General features: G+C 42.9%; 19 protein-coding genes. 14 read left to right on the forward strand and 5 right to left on the reverse strand.

Features of this window, described 5'->3' with window-relative positions; all coding sequences use genetic code 11:
• Positions 1-75: 75 nt before the first annotated feature.
• Together V1L65_RS15225 and V1L65_RS15230 are read left to right on the forward strand one after the other, a co-directional pair.
• On the forward strand, positions 76-786 hold the full coding sequence (locus V1L65_RS15225; protein ID WP_331700044.1) for a response regulator transcription factor: 711 nt from the start codon (positions 76-78) through the stop codon (positions 784-786).
• A 135-nt stretch (positions 787-921) separates the two neighbouring features.
• Complete coding sequence (locus V1L65_RS15230; RefSeq protein ID WP_331700045.1) at positions 922-1,716, forward strand: putative bifunctional diguanylate cyclase/phosphodiesterase; 795 nt, start codon at positions 922-924, stop codon at positions 1,714-1,716.
• On the opposite strand, the gene V1L65_RS15235 is transcribed toward V1L65_RS15230, so the two are convergent.
• Both V1L65_RS15235 and V1L65_RS15240 read right to left on the reverse strand, forming a co-directional pair.
• Positions 1,690-2,310: a LysE family translocator gene (locus V1L65_RS15235; protein WP_331700137.1), complete on the reverse strand. Its 621-nt coding sequence runs from the start codon at positions 2,308-2,310 to the stop codon at positions 1,690-1,692. The two genes, V1L65_RS15230 and V1L65_RS15235, sit on opposite strands and share 27 nt — an antisense overlap.
• Before the next feature lie 259 nt (positions 2,311-2,569).
• Positions 2,570-3,439, reverse strand: a complete 870-nt coding sequence (locus V1L65_RS15240) for a DUF4358 domain-containing protein (protein WP_331700046.1) — start codon at positions 3,437-3,439, stop codon at positions 2,570-2,572.
• A 144-nt stretch (positions 3,440-3,583) separates the two neighbouring features.
• Between V1L65_RS15240 and V1L65_RS15245 the strand changes: the two genes are divergently transcribed.
• The 3 genes from V1L65_RS15245 to greA all read left to right on the forward strand — a co-directional run bounded on the left by V1L65_RS15245 (position 3,584) and on the right by greA (position 6,223).
• Entirely contained in the window at positions 3,584-5,095 is a 1,512-nt protein-coding gene (locus V1L65_RS15245) for an FAD-dependent oxidoreductase (RefSeq protein ID WP_331700047.1), read from the forward strand.
• A gap of 20 nt (positions 5,096-5,115) precedes the next feature.
• Complete coding sequence (thpR, locus tag V1L65_RS15250; RefSeq protein WP_331700048.1) at positions 5,116-5,682, forward strand: RNA 2',3'-cyclic phosphodiesterase; 567 nt, start codon at positions 5,116-5,118, stop codon at positions 5,680-5,682.
• Between the two features lie 76 nt (positions 5,683-5,758).
• Positions 5,759-6,223, forward strand: a complete 465-nt coding sequence (gene greA / locus V1L65_RS15255; protein ID WP_331700049.1) for a transcription elongation factor GreA — start codon at positions 5,759-5,761, stop codon at positions 6,221-6,223.
• Between the two features lie 71 nt (positions 6,224-6,294).
• Here the strand turns inward: greA and V1L65_RS15260 are convergent, their stop codons facing one another.
• A complete protein-coding gene (locus tag V1L65_RS15260) occupies positions 6,295-6,822 on the reverse strand; it encodes an SMI1/KNR4 family protein (RefSeq protein ID WP_331700050.1) in 528 nt (175 codons plus the stop codon).
• Between the two features lie 206 nt (positions 6,823-7,028).
• Here V1L65_RS15260 and V1L65_RS15265 point away from each other — a divergent pair, with 206 nt between their 5' ends.
• From V1L65_RS15265 to V1L65_RS15275, 3 genes are all read left to right on the forward strand, one after another.
• Entirely contained in the window at positions 7,029-8,801 is a 1,773-nt protein-coding gene (locus V1L65_RS15265; protein ID WP_331700051.1) for a glycerophosphodiester phosphodiesterase, read from the forward strand.
• Positions 8,802-8,928: 127 nt separating this feature from the next.
• Positions 8,929-9,531: a stalk domain-containing protein gene (locus tag V1L65_RS15270; RefSeq protein ID WP_331700052.1), complete on the forward strand. Its 603-nt coding sequence runs from the start codon at positions 8,929-8,931 to the stop codon at positions 9,529-9,531.
• Between the two features lie 85 nt (positions 9,532-9,616).
• Positions 9,617-10,204 (forward strand): GNAT family N-acetyltransferase, encoded by a 588-nt coding sequence (locus V1L65_RS15275; RefSeq protein ID WP_331700053.1) that lies wholly within the window; start codon positions 9,617-9,619, stop codon positions 10,202-10,204.
• Positions 10,205-10,686: 482 nt separating this feature from the next.
• Here the strand turns inward: V1L65_RS15275 and V1L65_RS15280 are convergent, their stop codons facing one another.
• Complete coding sequence (locus tag V1L65_RS15280) at positions 10,687-11,199, reverse strand: GyrI-like domain-containing protein (protein ID WP_331700054.1); 513 nt, start codon at positions 11,197-11,199, stop codon at positions 10,687-10,689.
• A gap of 156 nt (positions 11,200-11,355) precedes the next feature.
• Here V1L65_RS15280 and V1L65_RS15285 point away from each other — a divergent pair, with 156 nt between their 5' ends.
• From V1L65_RS15285 to V1L65_RS15310, 6 genes are all read left to right on the forward strand, one after another.
• Complete coding sequence (locus tag V1L65_RS15285) at positions 11,356-12,330, forward strand: MraY family glycosyltransferase (RefSeq protein ID WP_331700055.1); 975 nt, start codon at positions 11,356-11,358, stop codon at positions 12,328-12,330.
• 321 nt (positions 12,331-12,651) lie between these two features.
• Positions 12,652-13,341 (forward strand): response regulator transcription factor, encoded by a 690-nt coding sequence (locus V1L65_RS15290; RefSeq protein WP_331700056.1) that lies wholly within the window; start codon positions 12,652-12,654, stop codon positions 13,339-13,341.
• A gap of 1 nt (position 13,342) precedes the next feature.
• Positions 13,343-14,347: a sensor histidine kinase gene (locus V1L65_RS15295; RefSeq protein ID WP_331700138.1), complete on the forward strand. Its 1,005-nt coding sequence runs from the start codon at positions 13,343-13,345 to the stop codon at positions 14,345-14,347.
• A gap of 132 nt (positions 14,348-14,479) precedes the next feature.
• A complete protein-coding gene (locus V1L65_RS15300; RefSeq protein WP_331700057.1) occupies positions 14,480-15,163 on the forward strand; it encodes an ABC transporter ATP-binding protein in 684 nt (227 codons plus the stop codon).
• Entirely contained in the window at positions 15,160-17,757 is a 2,598-nt protein-coding gene (locus tag V1L65_RS15305; RefSeq protein ID WP_331700058.1) for an ABC transporter permease, read from the forward strand. The genes V1L65_RS15300 and V1L65_RS15305 overlap by 4 nt, the downstream gene beginning before the upstream one ends.
• Complete coding sequence (locus tag V1L65_RS15310; protein ID WP_331700059.1) at positions 17,754-17,990, forward strand: hypothetical protein; 237 nt, start codon at positions 17,754-17,756, stop codon at positions 17,988-17,990. The genes V1L65_RS15305 and V1L65_RS15310 overlap by 4 nt, the downstream gene beginning before the upstream one ends.
• A gap of 79 nt (positions 17,991-18,069) precedes the next feature.
• Here V1L65_RS15310 and V1L65_RS15315 read toward each other — a convergent pair whose 3' ends face one another.
• A complete protein-coding gene (locus tag V1L65_RS15315) occupies positions 18,070-19,866 on the reverse strand; it encodes a methyl-accepting chemotaxis protein (protein WP_331700060.1) in 1,797 nt (598 codons plus the stop codon).
• Positions 19,867-20,032 lie beyond the last annotated feature (166 nt).

Here is a 20,032-nt window from a genome sequence, read left to right on the forward strand (position 1 = left end):
AATATAAGAAAGTATAAGTTTTCACCATGTAGGTATAAAGTAACACTGTCTTTTCAGAAGAAAAGGGGGGGACCGGTGTACAAAATATTAATTATTGAGGACGACCAGATCATGGGCGAAATGTTGGCCATGTATTTATCAGAAGAAGGATTTAATGTGCAGACAGCAGAAAACGGTCAAAAAGGGATCGAATTGTCTAAACAATTTTCACCTGATGTCATTCTTCTAGACATGGTTCTGCCGGATAAAAGCGGGCTCGAAATATGTAAAGAGATTCGAAGCTTTTCTACAACCCCGATTCTTATTGTATCCATGAAAACAGAAGTGTCGGAACGGGTGGATGCTTTGAAGGCTGGTGCTGACGATTACTTGTGCAAGCCTTTTAGCATGAGAGAATTAACAGCCAGAATTGAAGTGCTGATTAGACGAACTTATAAGTATCCGAAAGTTGATGAAGCAGAGGAAGAAAATTTAACCGAGCTGGTTAGTAAAAGCGATGCCGTTATGCTTGATTTAGATAGAAGATTAATTTATTTAAACAATGTTTATATCGAAACGACTTTTTCTGAGTTTGAAATTATGCGATTATTTATTACAAATGAAGAGAAAGTATTTAGCAGAGAAGAGCTCCTTAACGAGTTAAGGGGGTATGATTCATTTGTTACAGACAGAACGATTGACGTACATATTGCCAACTTGCGTAAAAAAATCGAGATTAATCCCAAGGAACCGAAATATATTAGAACAGTCTGGGGAGTAGGTTATAAGTTTGTCTCCAGAATATAGAAGAGCGGCAAAAACATCATTTCCATGCGAAGTGATGTTTTTTGTTTATACTTTTCTCAAACCTATTCGTTAACTTTTTTAATAACTTTTTCCTATTATGACTTTAATAGAGTAAATGTGCGGAGGCGGAATAGTGTGTTAAAGGAGCAGTGTTCGGAAGAAACGAGCAGGATCGCAGATGAATTGGAATATGCATTGGAAAAGCGTCAGCTTTCGCTTCATTATCAACCGCAATTTGAGTTCCCATCTGGGAATATTAGAGGCTTCGAGGCTTTGCTTAGATGGCATCATCCGGAGCTTGGTTCTATATCACCACTCAGGTTCATCCCTATTGCAGAAGAGACGGGTTTGATTGATTCAATCGGCATGTGGGTTATGCATCAGGCTTGTGAAAAGATTCGACAGATTCAAAAAAGTCATTTGCCCAACTCCATTATTTCCGTGAATATTTCAGCTATTCAACTAAACAATCCATTTTTTTTCGAAAATGTGATGAACGTGTTGCACCAAACATCGATAGCTCCCCAATACTTGGAGCTGGAATTAACGGAAAGCACCAATATAGCTTGTATAAACAATGGAACAGATACGTTGCGGACGCTGGCTCTCCAAGGAATCAAAATAGCTTTGGACGACTTCGGGGTAGAAAATAACTCCCTTTTGCAGCTGCAGAAGCTTCCGCTTTCCACAATAAAAATAGACCGCAGTTTTGTAATAAATATGATGCATGACTCACGCTGCAAAATTATTACAGAGTGGGTAATCACACTTGCAAGAAAACTGGGTCTAATTGTAATCGCAGAGGGTGTTGAATCCTTTGAGCAGCTGCATCAGCTGCGGCAATGGGAATGTGAATATATTCAAGGTTATTTGTTAAGCCGGCCATTAAGCGAACAAGAATTGTTACTTCTCGCTAAAAGCTACCTTTAGCCCGATAAGAGCGAACAGGGAGCCTTGAATCATATTCATTTTGCTTGATATAAACGTGCTTTTGCGCAGCAGATGTCCTACTTTTTCAGCAAAAATGCTGACAGCAACCAAGAAGATCAAGGACTCGATCAAAAAGATGAAGCCAAGCACGAGCATTTGCACCGTAACATTGTGCTGGTAATTAACAAACTGCGGCAGCAGCGCCAGAAAAAATAAAGAGAGCTTCGGATTCAAGAGGCTCATAATAACGCCTTTTTTGTATAAAGAGGTGTAGTTTTGCATACCGCTGCTTTTTAAGGATGGATCGAAGGACTTTTCCTTAAACGACTTGTACGCCAAAAACAGCAAATAAGCGGCTCCGGCGTATTTGACGATAGAGAAAGCTAACGCAGACTGGTAGATGACAGCGGAAATGCCTACCGTCGCGGCTGTAATGTGACCGAGCAGCCCTGTGCAAAGTCCGAAGGTTGTCGCTAGGCCTGCCTTGCGATTTTGCGCTATGCTCTGCGCAAGAACAAACATATTGTCTGGACCAGGCATAATAGTAAGCATAATCGCGACACCCAGAAAGGATAATATAGTTAAGCCGTCGATGATGAGCACCTCATTTTGAATAAAATTGATTATTACTATTATATTTGATTTTGTTCGAAATAGGAGAGGAATACTAAATAAAAAAAGAGCTACCCGAGGATCGTAAGCGACCAACTGACAGCCCATAGAAAGTCAAGATGTTTAGATAAAGACGTAAAGCCCTCTACTTTTTTGAGAATGAAATTAATTCTTACTGTTCTTACATTTTATCGGTAAACGCGCCTTTTTCGTTAAAGCAAAGGACAGCGCAGCCGCTTCCTTACTTAAAGCTATTGTGGAAAGCTTTCTCCAAATCATCAGCGCTTTCTGAGATCAGGAACAGCACATAGTTTCCTTTGGTTACAATTTTATAGTTTTTAGCGTTCTCATACTGATCCGGAAGGTAATGCTCGAATTGTTTTTGAACCGCCTCAGCACGCGACTTCATTCCATTCTTAACCTCATCAATATCCGAATCCTTTTTCACTTTAAAAACAGCAATTTCATTTGTCTTAATATTTATGAGTGGTATACGAACAGAGAAATCTTCAAGAATTGCAGGATCTATGCCGTAGTAATCCTTAATTTGCTCGCTGGTTAGTTCCGAGAGATGGGGTTGTTCCACTTCCTCTAGCATGCTTTTGACTATATCTGCGGAACTAAGAGCTGGCGCTTGGCTTGGCTCGGGCTTTTTAGTAGGTTCCGGTTTCTTAGTAGGTTCTGGCGCTTTGGTTGGGGCAGGTTTTTTAGTAGCTTCAGGCTGTTTTGTCGGCTTAGGTGCCTCAGTAGCCGTTGGTTTTTTTGTAGGAGCAGGTGCTTTGCTGGCAGCAGGCGCCTTGGTCGGCTTCGGCGATTGATCCGGAGTTGCAGGTTTTTGGCTGGCAGCAGGCTCCTTGCTAGGCTTTGCCGTTGGGCTTGGCGCTAAACTTGGAGCTGTTGATTCATTTGTCTCAGGAGTATTGTTTGGTTCTGCCGTTGGGCTGGGACTCGGTTCTGCACTTGCGCTAGGGTCAAGGCTAGGACTAGATTCAGGGCTCGCTTGTACATCGCTGGATGCAGCTGGATTTGGATTTGATGAGCTGGAGCATGCGCTTAATAACCCCCCTACGATCATAGTAGCGGTTAACAGTGCAATAATTCTTTTCTTCATGTTGTAAATCAATCTCCCTTTATGTTTTAGCAAAGTCGCTAGTGAAACTAACGAGGGAAAGGAAGAAAAGGTTTCACCGATTACTATTTATTAGCAATGGACATACTATGCAAAAAAAGTGTCACACAGGAAAGGAACTATGCCATGGAACTCCCTAAATTTCCAGAATCTTATTGGCTTACCTCGACAAGCATACCAAGCTATCCAAAGTTAGAACAAAATATTGAAGTGGATGTAGCCATTGTCGGAGCAGGTATAACAGGCATTACCACAGCGTATTTGCTCTCCAAGCATGGCCTTAACATTGCGCTCATTGAAGCAGGGCAAATTTTAACGGGAACAACTGGGCATACAACGGCCAAAATTACCGCACAGCATGGGTTGATCTACGATGAGCTGATTGCTCATATCGGACTAGAAAAAACAAAGCTTTATTATCAAGCAAATGATGAAGCTCTCAAATTTATTAAGCAAACGGTAAAAGCGCATGCCATTCCCTGCGACCTTAAGACGGAGGATGCGTATATCTATACGAATTCTGATGAATCTTTGGCCAAGCTGTCCAAAGAATTTCAAGCGTATCAGCAATTGGAGCTTCCAAGTGCCATGCTGCCGCAAGCGCCATTGCCATTCCCGACGATAGCAGCTATCGTGATGAATGATCAAGCGCAATTTAATCCGATTAAATATTTAACTGCTTTAACAGATTTGGCTGTAAAACAGGGTGTTCAAATATACGAGAACACAACTGCTGTTACTGTTGATAAAGGCGATCAAGCAGCCGTCGTAACAAGGGATGGCCATAAAATTGCTGCAAAGCATGTTTTATCCTGCTCGCACTATCCGTTTCATGACGGGGGCAGTTTTTATTTTGCAAGAATGTATCAGGAGAGATCTTACGCGCTGTGCATTAAGCCTTTGCATGCCTTTCCTAAAGGGATGTATATAAGTGCAGAAGAACCGACCAGATCGCTGCGCACCGTTACGGTCAATGGCGAGGAGATGGTTATCGTTGGCGGGGAAAACCATAAAACAGGGCAAGGTATTTGCACGATTAAGCACTATGAAGCGCTGCAGGCCTTTGCCGAGCAAACGCTTAGCGCCCAGGAAATTTTGTATCGCTGGTCCGCTCAGGATCTCGTTACGCTGGACAAACTGCCTTTCATCGGACAGACCGATTCGGATGCACCTAATATTTATGTAGCGACCGGGTATAAAAAATGGGGGATGACGACTGGCACAGCAGCGGCATTATTGCTGGAGAAGCTCGTTATGGGCCAAGAAAGCCCTTATGAGCAGCTGTTTACGCCATCAAGATTTTATGCCGACCCTACGATAAAACAATTTATTAAAACAAATGCTGATGTAGCCAAGCACCTGGTTGGCGGCAAGCTCGAATCGCTTAACAGATATCCGGAGCATTTAAGCAACGATGAAGGTGCTGTAGTAGCCGTTAATGGAAAAAGAGCAGGCGCTTATCGCGATCAAGATGGCCAGATGCATATTGTGGACACGACTTGTACGCATATGGGCTGCGAGGTGGAATGGAATAGCGGCGAACGCACTTGGGACTGTCCTTGCCATGGCTCAAGATTTTCATTTGAAGGCGAGGTGCTTGACGGACCAGCTAAAAAGCCTTTGAAAAAAATTAATTAATGAATGGGGGGAGGAGAACAATGAGCACAGCGGAGCAGTCTATGCGTTTATTTGTAGCGGTGCCTGTGTCGGCAAAAGTAACGGAGGAGCTTGGTAACTGGGCACAATTACATAAATCGAAAATAGCTTTTCGCAAATGGACGCATCCATCAGACTATCATATTACCTTGCAGTTTTTAGGTGATACTGTCATAGAGCAGGTTGAACACCTGAAAAATAGTTTAGCGGAGATTAAAGCAGATTCTTTTTCCTTAAAATTAGATGCAGCGGGCTTCTTCGGATTGCCAAAGTCGCCTCGTGTGCTCTGGTCCGATGTAGCTGGAGAGGTAGAGCGTTTGCGCAGCCTGCAGCGTGCAGTTACACAAGCAACAAGCAGGCTCGGCTTCGAAGCGGAGAAACGCGCCTACGTTCCGCATATTACGATTGCCCGCAATTACAATAGTCAGGATCCGTTTCCAGCAGAAATGCTGCAGACGGTTCCTTCCCAATTGAGCTGGACTGCAGATCGCTTTATTTTAATGAGAACACATATGAAAGCTTCTCCTATGTACGAGAATATAGGCAGCTTTTTATTGAACAAGGGCTAGGTATTTAAACGATTATGTTTTTTGGAGCTTTTTGAGTTAGAATAGAGGGAGGACATAGTGAAGGAGCGGGAACGCATTGAGCAATGAAACCATTTTAACAGCAGAAGGGCTTGCCAAAATTGAACAGGAACTGCAGGAGCTGAAGGGTCCGAGGCGCAAGGAGTTGGCGCAGAGGCTGAAGGTGGCGATCAGCTATGGCGATTTGAAGGAAAATAGCGAGTATCATTCTGCCAAAGAAGATCAAGCCTTTATGGAAACCAGAATTTTAACACTGGAACGGATGCTGCGGACCGCTCGTGTTGTTGAGTCTGCTGATATAAGCAAAATAGGGGTAGGCTCAATTGCATTGCTGCATGATCTTGAATTTGACGAGAAGCTGGAGTATCGTCTTGTCGGTCCTGCGGAAGCGGATGTCATCAATAACAAAATCTCGTATGAAAGCCCGCTTGGCAAGGAACTGATTGGCAAAAAGGTTGGCGATATTATTGAGGTCAGCGCGCCGGTAGGCATCATTAAATATGAGTTGTTAGAAATTAAATAAATAACGCAGCATGAACAGGCCGCAAGCATTTACTTTGAAAAAAGTGAAGCTTGCGGTTTTTTTGCATATCTTCATGAATAAGGGCTTGCCCCTACCCTCCAATACCAATACTTATTTCCTTGTGAAATTAAAAAGCGCTCCAGCCAAGTTTCAAAATTACAATATAAGCTTCTAACATCATCTAATGGACTCAGGCTTTCACACAAATATAAGTAGTGCTCATCCCCATTGCGCCATTTTTCTAAGTCAATCACAATACGATCATCGAGAATATAGGCAACTTCCATTTTGTCAGGGTAGTCATTAACCCAGCTTCTTCCGAGTATCTCCCCAACGCTGAATAAAAGATTTTCACTGCCATACTGTGGATGTATATAAAGCACAGCACCGTTGCAGCTTTCCAAAAATGCTACGTAATCAGGAGGCAATTCGGAAGAAAAATGATTTTTTAGCTCATCGATCATTTCTTTTGTAGCAGGAGGGTGAAAACGACTGCTCATTTTTACAATTTCTCCACTGCCATCCATCTGTTGGACATCAATTTCACCGTTGTGTTGCTCCAGTCTTTTTTTAAACGCTTCTATCAGCTGCATGGTCATCAGGTTACTCCTTTCCTCAGGAATTATTTACTATTATAAACTAAATTTATCCACAAATGTCCGTGCGTACTTCCTGTTTTGACATTCTTAATCTCACTTAGTCTTTCCAGCTACAATTTAAAGATATTTCTGCCCGATTATTTGTATAGCCTGCTTATTTTGTATAGTATAATATAGGAAGACTCTGACAGATTAGGTGGTTTAACATGCTTAGAATATTAGGCAGAAGCTGGCGAGACTTTCGGGCATCCTACAAAAAATTGCTTGCTTTTGAATATTTCTATATGCTGCTGACGAGCGTACTGATTATTCCGTCCATTACTTTGATATTTAATCGGATATTGATGGTAGCTGGTTCAGGCTCATTGCTTAATAGCGAGGTTTATTCCATTGGATATAACTATGAAGCCGTTTTAGGCTTGATATTAATTGGTTTGGTTGCTTCCTTTGCGCTGTTTATTGAGCTGTCTGTGCTGGTCATTATGGTACAGCAGCGTTATTTTGGCCGGAAAATAACGATTTCTGATGCTTTTTTTACGACTTTGCGCCAAACTCCCCGTTTATTTGGATTTGGTCTAGTGCAGCTGCTCGTATTTCTTCTTATTCTTATTCCGTTTATTGATTCGCCTCTTTCAAAATCGTTCTATGCTTTATTTAATTTTCCTATTTTTTTTCAAAATAAAGTGTTGGACGCTTCTTTTACTATGACTTTTATTTACGTTTTGCTGCTGCTTATCACGTTGTATATGGTGCTTCGCTGGGTATTTGTGCTGCATTTCATTATGCTGGAGGGCATGAAGATTACGGATGCTATACGCTCCAGCCAGGCTTTGACGCGCGGCAGGCGCTTGCAGTTGTTCGTATTTTTATTTGTGCTGAATGCGATCGTGTTTCTGATCGGTTTTTTAGTCATTTCCTCTCTTTCGTATTTGCCGCTATGGCTTAATATAAACGTCTTAAAGGTGTTTTCCACTCACTATTCCTTAACGCTGCAATCGATTCTGACCTATATGTTTGCCGCACTCTTAATGCCGCTTAACATTATTTTTGTGACTCGGTTATTTTACTATTTTGGTTACAGTGAAGGGCTTAAGCCTCGCAATAAGCTGAGCATCCATGCAAGCAGGCTGGGCAAGCTGGAGCGAAAGCTTACAATCGCATTTAAAAAGTGGAAAAATAAACGTCTCATAATTGTAAGCGCGGCAGCTATATATTTGGGCTTGGCTCTGTTTGTGGGCTTTAAAGCGAACGACGGGCTTGTCTATGCCAAATGGACAGTATTGATTTCCGCGCATCGCGGTGATACGGAGAATGCTCCTGAAAATTCTATACCTGCGATTACGCATGCGATTGAGAAGGGGATCCAGTCGGTTGAGATTGATGTGCAGCTTACTAAAGACGGTGTAGCTGTGCTGCATCATGATGTAAATTTGAAGCGAATGGCAGGTATTCCGCAGCGTGTGCCTGATCTTACTTACGATCAAGTAAGCAAGCTGACCATAGGCCGTGACACTGAAAATCAGCCTATTCGTATTCCGATGCTAAGCGAGGCTCTTGCAGAGGCACAGGGTAGATCAAAGCTGCTAGTTGACTTGAAGCCGTATGGCCCAAGCGATGATTTGGTGAAGGAAGTTGTAAAGCTTATAAAAGCGTTTGAGATGGAGCAAGAGGTGTATATACAGTCCTTTGACAAAACAGCGCTGCTGCAAATCAGAGAGCTCGAGCCTGAGATTAAAATAGGGCAAATTCTTTATTTTGCATTAGGCAACTTGTCGTCACTTGATGTTGATTTTTATACGATCGAGCAGACGATGCTGACGGATCAATTAGTGGACAGGGCGCATGCCGTTGGACGCGAAATATGGGTATGGACGGTCAACAGCAGAAACAATATGAAGGAAGTGCTGAAGTATAAGGTGGACGGTATTATTACCGACTATCCTGCTCGCGCGCAATCGCTGCTCGATATTAATTTATAGCGAATCATTAGAAATTGATGAGAGAACCATTAAGAATAGCTGCTTATTATTGAAATTAAAAAAAAATAAAGGTAGTATGTAAAAACAGTGAGCGTTATAACCAAAGACAGCAAGAGAGGTACCTGCTATGAAAAAATATTTTAAAACGATATCAATAATGTTGGCGTGCTTGATTACCCTAACAGCTGTGCTGTCAGCATGCTCAAGCGATACAGGCTCTAACAGTGCTGCCTATGCAAAGGAAAGCGCAATACATACAGGCAATGAGTCTGAGCAATCTGCAGCAAATAATAGCGTTACTGAAAATAAAAGTGAATGGCAGAAAAATAGTGCGGGTGAACTGCAGCAGGAAAGCCAACCGAACGGAGACAGCTCTGTAATAAAAGCAGCAAATGAATCAACGGGCAGTTATGAGGAATCTCCCTACAAGCTGTATGTAGATGGCGAGAAGCTTGCCCTCGAATCGGCTCCTATCGATAGACACTGCGAGGAGTATTTTCCTATTAATGAAGTTGCTGATGCAATAGGGGCAAAGGTTACAGTGGATAGCAAACGCTCGACAATTACGATTTCCAAAGGGAAAAGAAAGCATGTGCTTCATGACAAGGGAGACAAGTTTCCTATTATTGACGGCGTGAAATATGCTCCGATCGGCGCGATTGCAGGAGGATTGTATACACAAATCAGATTTAATCGTGAAGAAGCTGCAGTTTACTTGACGACGATGTAAATAGTGACTGGGCATGATAGCTCAGTCTTTCTTGTGTATGTGACGCAGAAACTATTAGAGCAAATGAATACCCCGGAGGTTGAGGATGAAAATAGAAAAGGTTACGCTTGAGGGCAGCAGAGTGATGTTGCTGCCGCTTGGGATTCAACATATCGAGCCTTTGTACCAGGCTTTGGATGATGAGCAGATTTGGACTTATTTGCCCGGCCGTATGGAAAACTTTGAGGATATGTCCCGGCTGGTAACAGATGCGCTGGATGCTCGGCAACGGGGAGAGGAGCTCCCTTTTGTTGTCTATGATAAGGAAACTCAAAAAATTGTCGGAATGACTAGACTGCTGAATATATCGGAACCAAACCGCAGCGTTGAAATAGGATATACCTGGTATTCTGCTTCTGTTTGGCGTACGCGTGTCAATACGGAAAGTAAATTTCTACTTTTGAAACATTGCTTTGAAGAGCTGCGAACTGTTCGCGTACAGCTGAAGACGGATCGCAGAAATACAAAATCCAATCAAGCGATCACTAGAATTGGGGCTAAGCTGGAAGGCGTGCTTCGCAAGGAGCGCATTTTGCAGGATGGCTATATTCGCGATTCTGTATATTACAGCATTATTGATGATGAATGGGACGCGGTAAAGCAGGGATTAATCGCTATGCTGGATCAGCGTTAGTAATTAGCCTATGGCTGAAAATTAACTGTATTCTCCAACAAACGCTAATGTGCTGAAGTTAACTGTATTCACCAACAAACGCTAATGTGCCGAAGTTAACTGTATTTATTGTTGGTGCGAATGCCTGCTCAACGCGAATCGGCATGGTCACACGTCCGCTATTCGCCTTAAACCACCTTTTTCTTAATTTGGCGGTCACACGTTCCGCTATTTGCCTTAAAACGACCTTTTTTTAAGTTTGGCGGTCACACGTTCCGCTATCCGGCTCTAAATGGGACTTTTTCTGCGATTTTTGGACCAATAGCGGAACGTCTGTCACTTTTTAGCCACAAAACTGCGATTTTGGGCGCAATAACGGAACGACTGACCAGCTAGTGAAGACGGAAAAGGAATAGCAGCCCGCCGAAATGTAATGCCGCACCAATGCTGGGAGCTGCGCGAAATTCGAGACATGGTGCAGCTTTGCAATGGCACGACATCGGCTACTTGCTTTTAGGCTTGATCGGCATATAAATATCCATTTCCAGCAGCTCATTACGGTCCGACCAGCACCGTTCATCGTAATATTCAAACTCTATGGCTTGTCCATGCTCGTAATCTGACGCGGGCAGCCATTCGTAATAAATGTAATGCCAAGTCTGTTGTATCGAAGGGGAAAACTGCTCAGGAGCAACTCGCGGAGTTGTGAATACAGCATACGTTTGCTCGGGATAGTACTTTGTAACGACAGCAGCTCCTTCAGGCGCTTGTACGTCCTCTTTTGCTTCGACTCCAATAATATAGCTGAAGGTGCCGGTTGCCGCATCAAACTCATCGCAAATGCCGTACTCTGCATTGTTGACGGCAGCATCGCATAAGCGTGGCCCTGCTTCCCCATTCATATAACGACTCCAAAAGGCGGGAATATCCTGCAGGTTTTGTCCGCCGTGAATCGATGTACGGATAGCGTAGCCAATAATGGTAAAGCCCGGCTTCGTGACAACTTGATAATCCATAAACAGTCCTCCTCATTTACTTTCGTCTTAAAATCAAATAGATTGTACCATGTAAATATAAAGGTTGAAATTATAGTTTTTTTGAATCATTTTTCAACATCCATCGACAGTTTATTCAATCGATTGTATAATTATGGGTGTATGTCAAAATGAAAAATGGCGGTGAGAATCATCTGGTACTTGTTTGCATTCGTAGTGTCATTAGTTACTGTGCTCGTCTTGATACCACCATTCAGCAAACTGGCGTTTAAACTGGATTTCGTGGACAGGCCTCAAAAGGATGTTGAACGCAAATTACATCGGCAGCCTATTCCGCTGACGGCCAGCTATGCTATTTTTATAGCTTTCTTTATAACCTATCTAATTGTTGCAAGAGATTTTTCGCTAGAAACAGGAGCTATATTTTTAGGCGGGATACTGCTTCTGGCAATAGGAACAATAGATGATTGGTTTAAAACAAAAGGAAAGGATTTTCCTGCATTGCCCAAGCTGGTTGTTCAGATGTCCGCTGCCGTGCTCGTATACGCTTCGGGAATTGCATTTACTGGTTTCGTTAATCCGTTCACTGGCGCGTATGTGGAGCTTCCGGCAATTTTACAGTTTATACTTACGATTTTATGGATTTTCGGCGTTACGACGGTTATTAATTTTACGGATGGATTGGACGGGCTGGCTGGCGGCCTTTCCGCTATTTCTGCCACGACGTTGTTCATTGTTGCTGTAGTCATGGGCCAGACCAATTCCGCTTATATGGCGGTTATCTTGATCGGCGTTACATTAGGATATTTGAAATATAATAAACCCCCGGCCAAAATATTTATGGGGGATGCAGGAGCGACGTTTTTGGGCTTTTTGCTTGCCGTTATAGCGCTGGATGGAGCCTTCAAGCAAGCAACGGTATTATCCTTGTTCATTCCAATATTGGCGCTTGGCGTACCGATCTTCGATAATATATTTGTTGTGGTCAAAAGATTTATGCAAGGGAAAGCGATCTATAAGGCGGATGCAAGCCAGGCCCATTACCGATTATTGCGAGCAGGTTTGAATACGAAGCAGGTATTAATGTTCCTATGCTTGCTCGGCACTTGCTTTGGCTTGTCTTCTATTATATTGTTGCTGGTACAACTGTAGTTAATAGATAAAATTGATAGAAAAAACGATAGAATGGAATCAATAAGTGAACGGCTGCCGAAAATTGGCGGCTGTTTTTTTAATGATAAGAACAATTTTTTGCTATAAACTTGTTCTTATCATTCATCGGTAAACGCGCCTTTCCAAAGGACGGCGGAGTTGTTTATCCTTGTCTGTCTATATTTAATAAGTAATCAAACCCTCAACGTATAATATTGGAAAATATCTCTTTTTTCTACAGTTGGAATTTAGTGTAACTTTCGTTATTCTAGGGTGAGAGTTATATTAGCTGTGTGATGACAAGTAAGGAGAGTTTGGTAAATGCAAATTTTAATCGTGGAAGACGATCGCACCATTGCTGCAGGGCTGGAGTATTCCTTACAGCAAGAACAATATAAAACTGTATTATGCCATACGGTTGCTGAAGCGGTCTCCGTTATTCAAAACGGTGATATTAAACAGTTTTCTTTATGCTTATTGGATTTATCGCTGCCTGATGGAAGCGGCTATGAGCTATGCCGCCTAGTAAAGGAAAAGAGCGGCGATGTCCCCGTTATTTTCCTTACAGCTATCGATGATGAGGTAAATGTGGTCATGGGACTGGATATGGGAGCAGATGATTATATTACGAAGCCTTTTCGCATTCGCGAACTGATTTCCCGCATAAAGTCTGTTATGCGCAGATATCAAAAGCAGCTTCCGCAAAAAAACGTAATCGATATGGGTCATATCCGTATTCATACGCTTGAGGGCAAAGTATACAAAAATAACGAGGAGCTGGTGCTTACTGCTTTAGAGTATCGCCTGCTGCTTATTTTTGCCAATCATATCGGTCAAATTTTGTCTCGTAATCAGCTGCTTGAGCAGATATGGGATGTTGCCGGCGATTTCGTTAATGACAATACACTGACGGTATATATAAAACGGCTTCGTGAAAAGCTGGAGGATGATCCTCAGCACCCGGCTGTCATAAAAACAATTCGCGGACTTGGCTACAAGGTGGGTGAATAGCTTGCTGCGCAATCGGGAATTTCGTTTATTTTTAGGAAGTATTATTGTAATTTCTATTGTATGTATTCTGTTTTCATTTTTGTATGATCCCTCTGCTGTATGGCCTGTTTGTATAACTTTGGCACTGCTGATTGGCTGTGTTATTACCTATACGGTATGGCGATATAGAGAAATTGAACGCCTGTCCGAGTATTTGCGGCAAATTAGTGGTGGGGACTACAGCCTTGATGTACGGGATAATGTGGAAGGCGAGCTTAGTATTTTGAAAAATGAAATTTACAAAATGACTGCTATGCTATCAGAGCATAATCAACTGCTTAGCCGCGACAAAATGAAGCTGACTGATGCGATATCGGATATTTCGCACCAGCTGAAGACGCCGCTTACTTCGATGATGGTGATGGCTGATTTGATTAGCGATACAGAGCTGCCGCCCGTCAAGAGGAAGGAGTTTACGCGCAATATTCGCATTCAGCTGGAGAGAATCGAGTGGCTCGTATCTTCATTATTGAAGCTGTCGAAGATCGACGCAGGTACTGCAGCGTTCAAGCAGGAGAAAGTAGCGGTCAAGCGTCTTGTGGAAAAGGCGTTAGAGCCGCTCGTCATTCCGATGGATATAAAAGGGCAGCAGTTAACAGTGGATGGGGACGAGAGCGTATCCTTCATTGGTGATTTGAATTGGACGGCAGAAGCGGTTCTGAACATTTTGAAAAACTGTGTGGAGCACACGCCCGAAGGGGGCAAGCTGCATATTTCCTTCTCGGAGAACTCGCTATTTACTGAAATAAAAATTGAAGATAACGGCGTCGGAATCGCAAAAGAGGATATTCCTTACTTGTTCCAGCGTTTTTATAAAGGTAAAAATGCCAGTGAAGGCAGTATAGGGATCGGCCTGGCGATGTCGCACAGCATTATTACAAGCCAGCAGGGTGTCATAGAGGTCAAAAGCAAAGCAGGACAAGGGACAAGCTTTACGATAAAATTTTATCGTAAGTCAGCTTCATAATTAATTTTGCTGAGCGCTTTATGGATCAAAACGCTTTCCGGCCGTAAGTGACGATTTTGTCACTTAACAGTCACTGCATAGTCATTTTGGGCAGATATACTGACTTCATAAGCATAAAGTGGAGGTATGGAAATGGAAATTTTGAAGATCGAGCATCTGTCTAAAATGTACGGCAAAGGCGAAACAGCGGTTAAAGCGCTTGATGATATTTCATTTTCAGTTAATAAAGGTGAATTTGTAGCTATTATTGGCCCGTCGGGGTCAGGAAAATCTACACTCCTGCATTTGCTTGGCGGGGTAGACCGGCCAACAAGCGGGAAAGTATTTGTCAATAATAGGGATATTTATGAATTGAACGAAACGCAGCTGGCTATTTTTCGCCGCAGGCAAATCGGGCTTATTTATCAGTTCTACAACTTGATTCCGGTGCTGACAGTTGAAGAAAATATTACACTGCCAATGCTGCTTGACGGGCATAAGGTGGACAAGAAGCAGTTTGCTTCGATCGTGGAAAAGCTGAATTTGCAAAGCCGCTTGCAGCATCTGCCTAATCAATTGTCCGGCGGGCAGCAGCAGCGGGTATCAATCGGAAGGGCATTAATAAGCAACCCGGCCATTATGCTGGCCGATGAGCCGACGGGCAATTTGGACAGCAAAAACAGCGCCGAAATTATTGAGCTTCTGCGCATGTTCAATCGCACCTTTAACCAAACGCTGATCGTCATTACGCATGATGAGCGTATAGCGCTGCAGGCTGACCGGATTATTGCCATAGAAGATGGCAAGCTGGCCAAGGACGAGGTGGTTCGTCCATGAATATTGTAAACAAGCTGACGCTTAGAAGCTTGAAGCAGAACAAGCGCAGAACGCTGGTGACGATTATCGGTGTCGTTATTTCCGTCGCGATGATTACCGCTGTTGCTACCTTGTCAGAATCCTTTCTTAATCTGATGATCAAGCAGACGATTGCCATGGACGGCGAATGGCATTACGGCATGAGCGATGTCGATGGCGATCAGTTAAAAGCGATTAAGGAAGATAAAGCAACGAAGTCTGTAGTCGTTTCCCGTGATCGCGGCTATGCTCATCTGGAAGGAAGCGATAATAGAAGCAAGCCTTTTTTATTCATTGCACAGTATAATGCGGCCGGATTCGAACATTTCCCTATGAAGCTTCGCGAAGGGAGATTTCCAGCAGCGGAAAATGAAATTATGATCTCCGATGAGATTGCCGACACGGCTAAAGTAGAGCTGAAAATCGGCGATACACTGAATCTGGAAGTAGGACAAAGGCTGGGCAAGCGGGACGGTGAAATCGTTCGCTTGGGGCAGAATACTCCTTTGCTGGTAGAAGAAGATAAAATTGTCGAAGACTTTGCAGCCGAAGCAACAGAAAGCTATACTATTGTCGGCATTATGGAGCGTCCAGATTGGGAGCAAGCATGGGCGCCTGGCTATACCGTAGTCTCTTTTCTAGATGAGCAGCTGATCGGTGCGGATAAAACAGTTAAGGCGCAAGTTATTATGAAGGAAGTAAAAAGCTCGCTTTATGGGCATGCTAAACAGCTGGCAGAGGAAATAGGGATAGATAAAAATAAGCTGAAATTTAACAATGGCTTGCTGCGTTATTATGGCATCTCTAATACTGAAAATGTGCGCAGTATGATGTTATCCTTGGCTGCAATCATTATGGCCATTATTATTGTTGGCTCCGTTTCTCTTATTTATAATGCTTTTGCCATTTCTGTATCCGAGCGCTCGCGTTATTTAGGCATGCTGTCCAGTGTCGGAGCGACAAAACGGCAAAAAAGGAATTCGGTATTTTTTGAAGGGGCTGTTATTGGGCTTATAAGTATACCGATCGGCTTTGCATGCGGATTGTTAGGCATTTGGATTACATTCAAATTTATCAATTCGACGATTCAAGGCGCGCTTGAGTTAACAGAAACGCTGACGGTAACTGTAACGCCGATGACAATCGCCATCGCATGCGCAGTTTCTATTTTAACGATATTTATATCTACTTATATACCGGCCCGGAGAGCTTCGCGTATTTCAGCAATTGATGCGATAAGGCAATCGACGGATGTTAAGCTGACAGGAAAAGCGGTGCGCACTTCCAAGCTTATTCGCAAGCTTTTCGGTATTGAGGCTGAGATTGGATTGAAAAATTTAAAACGGAACAAGCGCAAATATCAAGCTACCGTATTTTCGTTAGTTATTAGCATTGTTCTGTTTTTATCTGTTAGCTATTTTACGGATACGCTGAAAAAATCGATGGTGCTGTCCCAGGATGGCATTAACTTTGATATTAAGGTTTCGTTGTATAACGATGAAAAAGCGGATACGATCAAGAAGATCGGCTCCTTGCCGACAATATCAGATTATAATGCGATTCAAGAATTTTATATGACAAGCCGATTCGCACAAGAAAAACTGCCGGCTCAGTTGAAGGGCGGCGACAGCACGGATGAACGTGTCGGCAAGGATGGCGGCTATCTCTATGATTTAAATGTGTATGCGCTGGATGACAATAGCTTGCAAGCTTACGCCAAGGAGGTTGGCGTCGATTGGAAAGCATATACTGATGTGAACAATCCTGCTGCAATCGTAGTGGATACGATAGTTTATAAGGATGAGATTGCATCTAAGTATGTGGAGATGAAGGCGGTCAATCTCAACGTTGGCGAGCCGCTCGATTTGGAATACCATGATTACGATACGAACAAGGATATAGCTGCGCTGCAGGTTAAGGTAGGGACGTTGACTGACAAGCAGCCTATGGGAGCCTTCTCGCCTGGAATAGGCGGCTTAAATATTGTAGTCTCGGATCGTTTGGCAGCTCAATTGTATAATGAGGAATATGAACCGCGTACTTCTACGATTATGTACATTAACAGCAGTGATCCGATGAAAACACAGCAGCAAATTGAAGAACAAAAGCATGAGAGAATCAGTGTGTACAATATTTACCAAGCAAGAGAGCGAGAGAGGCAAATGCTTCTGCTTATGCAAGTGTTCACGTATGGATTCATTAGCTTGATTACGGCGATTTCAGTAGCTAACATTTTTAATACGATTTCTACGAGCATTTCTTTGCGCAAACGGGAGTTCGCGATGCTGAAGTCAATCGGCATGACGCCTAAGGGCTTCAATAAAATGATTAATTACGAAAGTATTTTTTATGGCGTAAAGTCGCTGCTATATGGTCTGCCGCTTAGCGGAATATGCATGTATTTGATATACTGGTCAACTAGCAAAACCTTCAGCTTCACATTTGAGCTGCCTTGGGTTGATGTAATAGAAGTTATAGCAATAGTCTTTCTAATTGTAATAACAGCGATGATGTATTCAAGCTCCAAGGTGAAGAGGGAAAATATTATCGATGCGCTCAAGCAGGAAAATATATGAGTAAGGTTGAAGTGCTAAGATCGTTTGAAGTGACGGGGTACCGAATCGCTTATTATTTGCTAAAGGATGAGGAGCTCGCAGCGAAATCTGTGACGGATGCATTACTGGAGCTGTATAAAAATGATGCGTTTTTTGTTCAGCCGTGTGAATTGCAGCAGCAGACAGCAAAGAAAATGTTTATTAAAAAATCAATCGATTGTATAAAAGTAGCCTTAAACCGTTCAATTGTATAAACAAAGAGCAAGCTTAAACGGAAATGTAATTGTATTCCGTCCTAGGCTTGCTCTTTTGTTTGGTGGCAGCCGTTTATCTCTAGCTTAGCTTAAATTCGTTGGCGAGCTTCTTCATATCCTCAGACATTGTCTTCAGCTTTTCTAGAGAAGCTGAAATTTCATCCATAGATGCAAGCTGCTCTTCAGCTGCGGCTGAAACATTTTGCGCAGAGTCTGCGGTACGGTTCGAAATTTGTTCAATTTGATGGATTGTAGCTGCTATTTCCTCTGTGCTGGCGGACATTTGCTGCGCAGCTGCAGAAGCTTCAGAAATTTGCTCAACAACTGAACGCGTAGAGGAGACGATGGTGGTAAAGCTCTCACCTGTCTGTTTCATAGCTTGTACAGCTGCAGATACCTCGGATTGACTCTTGTTCATAGAAACTGATGTATTGGCAATATGACCTCTTATATCCGCGATCAGCGCTGAGATCTGTTCAGCGGAGGTGTTGGTCGATTCAGCAAGCTTTCTCACCTCGCCAGCAACGACGGCAAAGCCCTTGCCGTGCTCGCCTGCTCTGGCTGCCTCGATTGCCGCATTCAGCGCCAGCAGATTCGTTTGGCTGGAAATGCCTTTAATCGTATTAATAATTTCTTCGATCTGTTCGGATTGCTCCATTAGCTTGCCGACGGAAGCATTCATTTCTCCAACCGATTCGCTGACGACTTGAACTTGGTTTGTAGTGCCTTCTATTAATTGATTGCCGTTTTCGGCTTCCTCCAGTGTTGCAAGAGAAAGCTCATGCGCATGCGAGGAGGCGTCTGCTACCCTGCCTATGCCATCGGTCATTTCATCCATCGCACGAGATGTTTCCTTTGTGGAATGAGCCTGTGTTTCATTATCGCTGGCTACCTCGGAAATGGCATTAGTTGTATGGTGTATGGCCTGTATGGTTTCGTTGGTCGTTGCAGACAGCTGATTGGAATAGTTAGCTAATGTATGCGAGCTCAGTGTCAGGTTGCCGATTATTTGCTGTAAATTTTGCGATAGCGTAGTGAATGCCTCGCCGAGGCGGCCGATTTCGTCACGATTGCGAATTTGCAAAGGCTCGCTGGTCAAATCGCCGCTTGCAATTTGTTCAGCTGCGCGAGTAATGCGAATGATAGGCTTCGCTAAATGCTGTGAGAAGAAATACAAAATAATGCTGCCTGCTGCTGTGCAAATGATCAGCGTTGTAATAATAGCCCCAAGGATATTGGCTTGTCCTTCATTGAAATCCTGCATATATGATCCCGCGACAATAACCCATCCCCAAGCTGGAGCATATTTTCCATAAGTAATTTTCATAGCTTCTTTATTGCTTTCTTTATTGCTTTCTTTATTGTCCGAGCCGTCGCTATTTTCAAGCGGCCAAGGATAGTAGGTAAAGCCGCCTCCATTCATACCCGTTTGTATCACATCTTTTATGTAGTAGGTACCGTCTGATGACTGGCGGTCAATGATATTTTGTCCTTCCATGGTAGGATGTGCAATCAAATCACCTTTACCATTAATAACGTAAAAATAGCCGTGTTCACCTAAATCGAGATTAGCATTGATCGGACGGGTGCCATCAGCCGCCAGCTTTCCTAGCAGTATTTCTTTTACCTGCTCTTGCGCATCGCTCCGATTTATTATTTGCTTATTGATGGATGTTTCCAAATTATCTATCATTTCGATTACGAGGTTTACATTGGAGCTTAGTTTACTTTCGATTAATGTATTAGTTTCTTTCAATGATACTTGATAGGCGGTAATACCTAACGCGATAACGGGAAGAATAAGTAGAATAAGTGATATGCTGATAAGCTTTTTGCGAATGGTCAAAAGACTTCTGGCATTTGCGACTTTTTTCATGGGTAACCTCTCCATCCTGCTTGTTTTTCTAGTATATTGTTACTACTATAATTATATATACGGCGCTTTGCAAGATAGGTCACAAAGTGTTAGTAAATTCGTATACAAATGAGCAAAAATGATAGTATTTGTGAAAAATAAGTTCAATATTTTCACGTTTCAACAT

The organism is Paenibacillus sp. IITD108, assembly GCF_036541265.1.
GTDB lineage: Bacteria > Bacillota > Bacilli > Paenibacillales > Paenibacillaceae > Pristimantibacillus.